At 74.2% G+C, this 8404-nt stretch carries 6 protein-coding genes; 3 read left to right on the top strand and 3 right to left on the bottom strand.

Going from position 1 to position 8404, the window contains the following annotated elements; translation table 11 throughout:
• Positions 1 to 40: 40 nt before the first annotated feature.
• From LPU43_RS18755 to pgi, 3 genes are all read right to left on the bottom strand, one after another.
• Entirely contained in the window at positions 41 to 157 is a 117-nt protein-coding gene (locus LPU43_RS18755; protein WP_229401768.1) for a SapB/AmfS family lanthipeptide, read from the bottom strand.
• Between the two features lie 6 nt (positions 158 to 163).
• A complete protein-coding gene (gene lanKC / locus LPU43_RS18750; RefSeq protein WP_229401767.1) occupies positions 164 to 2761 on the bottom strand; it encodes a class III lanthionine synthetase LanKC in 2598 nt (865 codons plus the stop codon).
• A gap of 261 nt (positions 2762 to 3022) precedes the next feature.
• On the bottom strand, positions 3023 to 4657 hold the full coding sequence (gene pgi, locus LPU43_RS18745) for a glucose-6-phosphate isomerase (protein WP_229401766.1): 1635 nt from the start codon (positions 4655 to 4657) through the stop codon (positions 3023 to 3025).
• Between the two features lie 301 nt (positions 4658 to 4958).
• Between pgi and LPU43_RS18740 the strand changes: the two genes are divergently transcribed.
• From LPU43_RS18740 to LPU43_RS18730, 3 genes are read left to right on the top strand one after another with little or no spacing between them, the layout of a single operon-like run.
• Positions 4959 to 5465 carry a hypothetical protein gene (locus tag LPU43_RS18740; RefSeq protein WP_229401765.1) on the top strand — a complete coding sequence of 169 codons (507 nt, stop codon included), beginning with the start codon at positions 4959 to 4961 and terminating at the stop codon, positions 5463 to 5465.
• Entirely contained in the window at positions 5465 to 6877 is a 1413-nt protein-coding gene (locus tag LPU43_RS18735; RefSeq protein WP_229401764.1) for a hypothetical protein, read from the top strand. Before LPU43_RS18740 ends, LPU43_RS18735 begins: the two co-directional genes overlap by 1 nt.
• Positions 6874 to 8403 carry a VWA domain-containing protein gene (locus LPU43_RS18730; protein ID WP_229401763.1) on the top strand — a complete coding sequence of 510 codons (1530 nt, stop codon included), beginning with the start codon at positions 6874 to 6876 and terminating at the stop codon, positions 8401 to 8403. Before LPU43_RS18735 ends, LPU43_RS18730 begins: the two co-directional genes overlap by 4 nt.
• Position 8404: the final 1 nt, after the last annotated feature.

Raw genomic sequence — 8404 nt, 5'->3', positions numbered from 1 at the left:
TCTGTTCACCTCCTTCCGTTGTGGTGGCCGGTCGGGTTCGTCAGCAGGTGATGAGGGACATCACGCTGATGGGGCAGAGGACCACGCTGGCGTTGGAGGCGGGGCCGGGAAAATCGGTCCGGGCCACCTCCAGGCCCTGCAGGTCGAGGAGCGCCATGGTCGTTCACCTCCCGTCGTGGTGCGGGTGGTCGCCCTCGCCGCGGCGAGGGAGTCTCGGGGCGCCGGTCAGCGGCGCGAGGAAGGGCAGTGTCACCGGCTCGTCGTGCCGCACCGAGGCCAGCGCGAACAGCACCCCGGCGGTGCCGGTGCCCAGGTCCATGGAGAGCCGCAGCAACTGCTCGCCGGGGAAGGCGGTGCCGCCGCCGTACGGCAGGGCGTGCCAGGCGAGCCGGCGTAGCTGCCCGGCCAGCTCGTCGCGCTGCCGTGGGTCGTCGGTCAGCGTCGCCAGGTACGTGATGATCCCGGCCCGGCCGGCGAAGAGGCCGGTCTGGGCGTAGAACGGGGACCGGGCGGCCAGCCGCACGCCGGCGCTGGCCTCGGCGAAGCGCTCGTCGGCGCGGTGCCGCAGGTACTGGTCGAGCACCAGGCCGATGCCGACGCTGCCCTGCCCGAGGTACGGCATCGTCCGCCAGCCCTCGTTGACCTCCAGCGACCCGTTGGGGCGGACCACGCAGCGCCGCAGATCCTGCCGCAGGGCGGTGGCGGCGTGTTCCAGCAGCGCCTCCTCGCCCGTCAGCTCGTGCATCCGCAGCAGCAGCAACGCCGCCCCGGTGCGCCCGCGCAGCAGTCCCGCGTACGGGTTCCGGCCGCCGCTGACGTCCGGGCCGGGGTCGTCGGAGAGCCGGTCGATCACGATCGCCGTCGCCTCGTCGGCGGCGTCGCGCAGCTTCGACTCCCCGGTGCGCCCCGCCAGCTCGGCGAGGTTCAGGGCGATCCCGGACAACCCGCTGGACAGGCTCAGGTCGAGCTCGGTCCAGGGCTGGCGCAGGCAGATGTCGAGCACGTCGAGGGCCTCGGAGCGGCGGCCCAGGTGATCCAGCGCGTACGCCACCCCGTGCAGGCCGTCGTAGAAGCCGATGCCGGTGCCGGAGGCGGGGAAGGTGGCCCGGCGGGCCAGCCACTCCTCGTGCTCCGGCCAGCGCCCCGCGCCGCTGGCGGCGAGCGCGTGCAGCACCCCGGCGGCCCCGTGGGCGAGGGTGAGCCCGCCGCTGCGGAACTGCTCGATGTCGCCGGGGAAGAGCCGGTCGTCGCGGTCGGGCGTGGCGCTGGCCAGGATCGAGGTGCGCAGCCGGTCCCGTACGTCGGGCCACTCGCCGTCGAGGTCGTACACCTCGGGGCGGTCGGCCTGCGGGTCGTCGGAGCCGGTGATCTCGGCGACCGCCTCGGCCAGCCACTCGCGGGGGACCGGGAAGTTCTCGGCGATCACGTCGGCCAGGTGCGCGGCCTTGTCGGGGGCGAGCCGGACGAGCTGGGTCAGCGGAAGGAACAGCGCCAGGCGCAGGCAGGCCAGCGCGTACCGGTCGACGGCCGGGCCGGTCCGGTCGTTGGGCGCGGCGAACCCCTGGTTGCGCAGCCCGGGCCGGCGGTGCCCCTCGATCGGCGCGGCGACCTCGAAGTCGACCAGCGCCACCCGGTCGTCGGGGCGGATCATGATGTTGAACAGGTGCAGGTCGCCGTAGACCAGCCCGCGTTCGTGGATGTCCGCGATGACCGTCTCGACCTGGGTCAGGACGTCGCGCGCCCAGTCGGCGTACGCGGCCCGGTCGGCGTCGGTGGCGTCGCCGTCGATCAGCGGGTACTTCTCCACGACCAGCTTGTTCAGCGACCGGCCCTCGATGAACTCCAGGGCGACGAACCGGTGGTCGCCGATGTCGAACTCGTCGTGTACGGCGGGCACCTGGGGCAGGTCGGCGAGCCGGCGCAGGTTGGCGGCCTCCCGCTTCAGCCGGGCCACCGCGTCGGTGCCGTCGGCGTCCAGGCCGGCGTGCGGGCGGGCCTCCTTGAGCACCACCTGGGTGTCGGTGCGCAGGTCCCGGCCCACGTACAGGCCGCCGCCGTTGGAGAAGTGGATGACTTTCTCGATCTTGTACGGCACCTCGGTGGTGCTGGTGGCGTTGCGGGCGGCCAGATGCGGGGCCAGGAAGTCCGGCAGGGTGACCCACTCGGGCAGGTGGAAGACCGGCTCGCGGCGGTCCGGCACCAGCGTGCCGGTGGCGTCGGCGATGGCCGGGACCATCTGCCCGTCGGAGGAGAGGCAGTAGCGGCGGGCGAAGCCGCCGTAGCGCACGTACACCGGGCCGGCACCGTAGCGCAGGTCGCTGAGGATGTACGGCCCGGCCTCGCCGCCCAGCAGCGCGTCGAGCTCCTTGCAGGCCAGCTCCAGCTCGGCCTCGTCACGCGGGTAGATGGTGACGAACTTGCCGCTGGCCGAGCGGGAGGCGTACTTGGAGTTGCGCAGCAGCAGGGTGCGCGGGCCGCGCAGGAACTTGAACGACAGCCCGCGCGGCACGCAGTAGGACCAGACGGCGTCGAGCACCCGCTCGGCGTTGTCCAGGGTGGCCGACACGTGGATCTTCCAGCCCTGCGGGGGCAGCGAGCCGCCCTCCGGGGCCTGGATGAGCCACTCGCCGAGCGGCTCCCGCTTCCAGCCCTCCGGCGCCGGCCGGTCGGCCGAGGCGAAGGTCGGCTGCGCGGCCGAGCTGCCCAACGAGTCGTAGAAGAGCCGGTCAGCGGCGCAGTAGTTGTCGTAGCGCTCGTCCACCGTGGCCCCCTCCGCGATCCCGGCCGGTTCCGTTCGCCGGCGATGCATCGAGTCTCGTGGAGGTGGCAGACCGAACCCAGTGCCCTAAGTCACGAAGCGGAATGCGTGCTACACGGTTCGGGGTGACAAAAGTCAGCGCGAGGCCGTGCCATCTGCAGGGAAACGCCGGCGCGGAGGGCGGACGCGTTTCGCGGGCGCCAGAAGACTAATCGGCCGACGCCCGTGCGGGCGTCGGCCGATCAGACAGGACGGGGGTGACGATCAGTCAGTGTGCCGCTGCGCCCGGTACCGGGTGATCAGGGCCCGGGTGGACGAGTCCAGCCCCGACAGGTCGGCCTCCTCGCCGGTGAGCAGCGGCGCGAGCTGGTTGGCCAGCACCTTGCCCAGCTCCACCCCCCACTGGTCGAACGGGTTGATGTCCCAGATCGCGCCCTCGGTGAAGACGATGTGCTCGTACAGCGCGATGAGCTGGCCGAGCACGGCCGGGGTCAGCGCGGCGGCGGTGATCGAGGTGGTCGGGTGGTTGCCCGGCATCACCTTGTGCTCCGCCAGCTCCGCCGGGGTGCCGTCGGCCTCGACCTGCTCCCGCGTCCGGCCGAAGGCCAGCGCGGCGGTCTGCGCGAAGAAGTTCGACATGAACAGGTCGTGCATGTCGTCCAGGTCGTGCGCGGGCCGGCTGAACCCGATGAAGTCCGCCGGCACCAGCCGGGTGCCCTGGTGGATGAGCTGGTAGAAGGCGTGCTGGCCGTTGGTGCCGGGCTCGCCCCAGAAGATCTCCCCGGTGTCGTACGACACCCGGGTGCCGTCGAGGGTCACCGACTTGCCGTTGCTCTCCATGGTGAGCTGCTGGAGATACGCCGGGAACCGGTGCAGGTACTGCGAGTACGGCAGCACCGCGTGGGTCTGCGCGCCGAGGAAGTTCGTGTACCAGACGTTGAGCAGCCCGAGCAGCGCCGGCACGTTGCGCTCCACCGGCGTGGTGCGGAAGTGCTCGTCGACGGCGTGGTACCCGGCCAGCAGTTCCCGGAAGCGCTCCGGCCCGACCGCCAGCATCACCGACAGGCCCACGGCCGAGGGCAGCGAGTACCGCCCGCCAACCCAGTCCCAAAAGCCGAACATGTTCTCCGGGTCGATGCCGAACTCCCGTACCCGCTGCTCGTTGGTGCTCACCGCCACGAAGTGCCGGGCCACGGCCGACGCGTCCCCGCCCAGGCCGGCGAGCAGCCACTCGCGCGCCTGCCGCGCGTTGGTCAGGGTCTCCTGGGTGGAGAACGTCTTCGACACCACCACGAACAGGGTGCTCGCCGGGTCCAGGTCGGCGGTGGCCTCGGCGATGTCGGTGGGGTCGATGTTGGAGACGAACCGGCAGGCGATCCCCGCGTCCCGGTACGCCTTCAGCGCCTCGTACGCCATCACCGGCCCGAGGTCGGAGCCGCCGATGCCGATGTTGACCACCGTACGGATGCGCTCGCCGGTCTGCCCGACCCACTCGCCGGAGCGGACCCGGTCGGCGAAGGCCGCCATCCGGTCCAGCACCGCGTGTACGTCGGCCACCACGTCGCGGCCGTCCACGGTCAGCGGCGCGCCCGCCGGGCGGCGCAGCGCGGTGTGCAGCACCGCCCGGTCCTCGGTGGTGTTGACGTGCGCGCCGGAGAACATCGCGGCGATCCGGTCGGTCAGCCGGGCCCGCCGCGCCAGGGCGGCGAGCAGGGTCAGCGTCTCGTCGGTGACCAGGTTCTTGCTGTAGTCGACGTGCAGGTCCGCCACCTCGCCGGCCAGCCGCTCACCGCGGTCCGGGTCGGCGGCGAACAGGTCGCGCAGGTGCTCGTGGCGCACCTTCTCCGCGTGCGCCGCCAGCGCCCGCCACTCGTCGGTGGTGGTGATCTCATCGGCCATTCCCGGCTCTCCTCCCGCACCCACTCGTTTCACCGGCGGCCGTCACCGTATGCGCGTTTCCGGCCGTACGGGCCAGATTGCCACCAGCCGGGACGTGTCGCACCCCGGATCGGATCATCGCCAGGGGGCGGACGGCGTTCCTGTCGTACCCGCCGTGCATGATCCTTCTCGGAACGGGCGCCCGGGCGGCCCCGGTTCCGGCGGGCCGTCGTGCCCCGCCATCCCCATTCGTCGTGCGCCGGCCCGTGGCCGGCGCGGAGTCGGCGCGCCCGGGTGGCGCGCCGGGTGCGGAGGTCCTTCGGTGCTGGAGACGGAGCACGTCCCGTGGGAGCGGCGCAGCCTCGCGCCGGTGCTGCCCGCGGCGCGTCCCCGCAAGCTGGCGAAGGTTCCCTTCGTCGAGCTGGCGGACGGCCGCCTGCAGGGGGTGGTGTCCAGCGGGTCCGACGTCGAGCGGGTGTACGTCTCCTCCATCGCCGCCGCCGGCCACGGCTTCACCTGCTCCACCAACAACAACCGGCCCTGTGGCGGGCTGCGCGGCGCACCCTGCAAGCACCTGCACGCCCTGCTCGACGAGGCGGTCCTGCAGTACGGCGTCGAGCGCGTCGGCCGGTACCTGCGCGTCGACGTCAGCGACGGGGTGAGCACCGGCGCGGAGCTGGCCAGCCGCCTCGACGGCCACCACGAGCCCACCCCGGCCGCCGTCGTGTTCAGCCGCTTCCTGCGCCACCTCACCTACCTGGAGCTTCCGGCGGCCGACGGGCCCCTGCCCGAGCTGCACTGGTTCCCCGCGACCGGGGCGGGTCGCTGATGCGCGGCGCACAGCTCGGCGCGCTGCGCGACGCCGCCCCGGCCGGCCTCGCCCCGGCCCTCGACCTGGTCGCGGGCCTCGACGACGCCCTCGTCGCCGGCCTGGCCCGGCCGGGCGAGGCGCAGGTGGCCGCCCTCGGCGAGCTGGCCGCCGCGCTCGCGGCGACCCCGCTCGGCGACCGCGTCGCCGAGGCCGTCGCCAAGGTCACCGCCGGCTCGCCGGCCGACGAGCACCTGGCCGCCCTGGCCGGTGCCCGCACCGCCCTGCTCGGCGCGGCGCACGACGCCCTGCTCGCCGGGGCCGACGCCGCCCTCGGGCGGGAGCGCGCCGGGCGCTGCGCCCCGCCGGCCGGCGCGCTCCCGCCCGAGGCGACCGCCCCGCTGGCCGCCGCCCGGTCCTGGCTGACCGAGCTGGCCGTCACCGGCTGGCGCGGCGTCGACCACGACCTCGTCGCCGCCGGTCACCGGCCCGTCGAGGCGGTCCTCGCCGTCCCGGCGCTGCGCCGGCTCGGCGTGCTCCTCGACGGCCTGGCCGCCGAGCTGCGGGCGTCCTGCCCGGTGGCCACCATGCCGGCGGTGCCGGCCCGCCGCTGGGCCGACCTGTGGGCCCGCGCCGTGCTGCTCGCCCAGCCCGCCGCCGGCGTCGCCGACCCGTCGGGCGTCGAGACCGTCTCCGGCCGGCTGCTGGTGCTCGGCGTCGACGTGCACGAGCACGCCACCGCCGTCCAGGTGCAGGCGCACGCCGTCCTGGAGCCGGCCGGCGGCGGCCCGGCCCGGCTCGTGCGCACCGCCGTCGCCGCCGCCAAGGTCGACACCATCGTGGGGCCGGCGCTGTGGCGGTTGCTCGCCGACCACCCGGTCCTGCTGGCCGCGCTCGCCGAGCGCCGGGCCTTGGAGGTGACCGACCTGCCGCTGACCGGCGGCGACCTCTGGTGGCGCGACGACCGGGCCCGGCTGGGGGAGCCGGCCGACCCGTTCGCCACCGCCCGGGTGCTGCTGCCCGCCGCGCTCGCCGCGCCGCTGGAGCCGCTCGACCGGCACCCGGTCGCCCTCGCCGAGCCGGTGCTGTTGGAGGGCTACGCCACCGCCAAGGCGGACGACGGCGTCGTCCGGTTCACCGTCGACGGCGAGGCCGTCGCGGTCGACGTCGACCGGCTGCCGACCTGCGGCCCGCTCACCCCCGCCCTGGTCGCCGCCTCGACGGCCTGCCTGGGGCTGCTGCGCTGGGACGCCGGCCGGTGGACGGTGCAGCCGCTCGCCGTGCGGGCCACCGTCAAGCGCGCCGCGGTCGAGGCGCACAACGGCGACTGGGCGCAGGGCCCCACCGATCCGAAGGTCGCCAAGGCCGAGGCGAAGGCCGGCGACTCCGTCGCCGTGCTGCGGGAACGCGCGGGAAGGCTGCTGCGCCGATGACCACCACCCCCGCCGCGCCGCAGGGCGCGCCCGTGCCCGCCGACGGGCCGGTGCATTCCGACGCGAACCGCCGGCAGGTGCTCTACTGGCGGCTGCTGGCTCGCCTGTTCGACCCCGCGCAGGAGCAGCCGTCCCTGGAGGCGGCCAGCGTGGCCGTCGTCGACGACCTCGGGCTGCCGGCCGCGCTGCTGGACCCGTCGGTCTCCGTCGACACCGTGGTGCAGCGCTTCCCCGACCTCGCCGCCGAGCTGGACGGCCTGCTCACCGCCGACCGCCCGGCGGGCGACGGACCGCCCGCCGAGGAGGGTGCCACCGCCCCGGTCGCGGTTGAGGACGGTGCCGCCGCGCCGGACGTGGCCGAGGACGGTGCCGCAGCCCGGGCTAGGGCCGAGGCCAGTGCCGCAGCCCCGGCTAGGGCCGACGACGGTGCCGCCGGGCCGGGCGCGGCCGAGGTGCGGCGGGCCGCGCTGGTGTCCAAGCTGCTGCTCAACGTCTTCGCCACCGGGGCGGGCAGCGTCAGCGCCACCCAGCTCGCCCGGTGGCAGTCCGACGCCCGCTGGTTCGAGCGGGCGCTGGGCTGCGAGCCCGGCGAGCTGCGCCGGCAGGCCGGGGCGGGGGGCGGGCTGGGCGGCGGCGGCCTGGGCGGGGTGCTGGCCGGCCTGGAGGGCGACCTGGTCCGCCGGATGCACCTGCGCGAGGTGCTCGCCGATCCGAGGCTCGCCGCGAAGCTCACCCCGAGCATGTCGCTGATCGAGCAGCTCCTGCGGGACAAGTCGAACCTGTCCGGGGTGGCGTTGGCCAACGCCAAGGCGCTCATCCGCCGCTACGTCGACGAGGTCGCCGAGGTGCTGCGCACCCAGGTCGAGCAGACCAGCGTCGGCGTCGTCGACCGGTCGGTGCCGCCGAAGCGGGTGTTCCGCAACCTCGACATCGACCGCACGATCTGGAAGAACCTCACCAACTGGAGCCCGGAGGACCAGCGCCTCTACGTCGACCGGCTCTACTACCGGCAGACCGCACGGCGCACCACCCCGGCCCGGCTGATCGTGGTGGTCGACCAGTCCGGCTCGATGGTCGACTCGATGGTCAACTGCACGATCCTGGCGTCGATCTTCGCCGGGCTGCCCAAGGTGGACGTGCACCTCATCGCGTACGACACCCGGGCGCTGGACCTGACGCCGTGGGTGCACGACCCGTTCGAGGTGCTGCTGCGCACCAAGCTCGGCGGCGGCAACGACGGGCCGGTGGCGATGGCGATGGCCCGGCCCAAGATCACCGAGCCGCGCAACACCGTCCTGGTGTGGATCTCGGACTTCTACGAGTTCGACCGCTCCCAGCCGCTGTTCGACGGCATCGAGGCGGTGCACCGCTCCGGGGTGAAGTTCATCCCGGTGGGCTCGGTCAACAGCTCCGGCACCCAAATCGTCAACCCGTGGTTCCGGCAGCGCTTCAAGGACCTGGGCACCCCGGTCATCTCCGGCCACATCCGCAAGCTCGTCTTCGAGCTCAAGAACTTCCTCACCTAGG

Origin of the sequence: Micromonospora okii (genome assembly GCF_020884795.1) — a bacterium.
GTDB classification, from domain to species: Bacteria; Actinomycetota; Actinomycetes; order Mycobacteriales; family Micromonosporaceae; genus Micromonospora; species Micromonospora okii.
This window is presented reverse-complemented; position numbering and strand designations above follow the sequence as displayed.

What these genes read in the sequence shown, in the direction of transcription:
- LPU43_RS18755 (WP_229401768.1), bottom strand. Translation starts at nt 157, where the DNA reads ATGGCGCTCCTCGACCTGCAGGGCCTGGAGGTGGCCCGGACCGATTTT.
- LPU43_RS18735 (WP_229401764.1), top strand. Translation starts at nt 5,465, where the DNA reads ATGCGCGGCGCACAGCTCGGCGCGCTGCGCGACGCCGCCCCGGCCGGC.
- pgi (WP_229401766.1), bottom strand. Translation starts at nt 4,657, where the DNA reads ATGGCCGATGAGATCACCACCACCGACGAGTGGCGGGCGCTGGCGGCG.
- LPU43_RS18730 (WP_229401763.1), top strand. Translation starts at nt 6,874, where the DNA reads ATGACCACCACCCCCGCCGCGCCGCAGGGCGCGCCCGTGCCCGCCGAC.